Annotated in this window: 1 protein-coding gene; it reads right to left on the bottom strand. The window is 71.3% G+C overall.

Going from position 1 to position 247, the window contains the following annotated elements; all coding sequences use genetic code 11:
* Positions 1–63 precede the first annotated feature (63 nt).
* A partial coding sequence (locus tag SB660_RS22780) for a beta/alpha barrel domain-containing protein (protein ID WP_410584786.1) occupies positions 64–247 on the bottom strand: 184 nt, incomplete at its 5' end.

The following is a 247-nucleotide window of genomic DNA, read 5'->3' as shown; positions in this document are numbered from 1 at the left end:
AGGCGGCATCCGCCTGACCCCGACGCGCAGCGTGCGCAGAAGCTGCAGCCCGATCGACCCGGGTCAGGCCCCGAGTCGCTCCATGGCCGCGTCGAACTCCACAGCCGAGCTGTCGCTCACGTCGTGGAGGAGCATCCGCTCGATCACGTCCGGGGCGGCGGTGAAGTAGGGCACGCCCAGCATCCGCAGACCGACGATGTCCTCCGGCGAGCGCAGCGACGCCGCCAGAACATCGGTGCCGCTGCCG

It is taken from the genome of Bacillus sp. SIMBA_005 (assembly GCF_046535585.1).
Lineage (GTDB): Bacteria > Bacillota > Bacilli > Bacillales > Bacillaceae > Bacillus > Bacillus pumilus.
The sequence above is the reverse complement of the archived record's forward strand: the minus strand, read 5'-3'. Positions and strand labels throughout refer to the sequence as shown.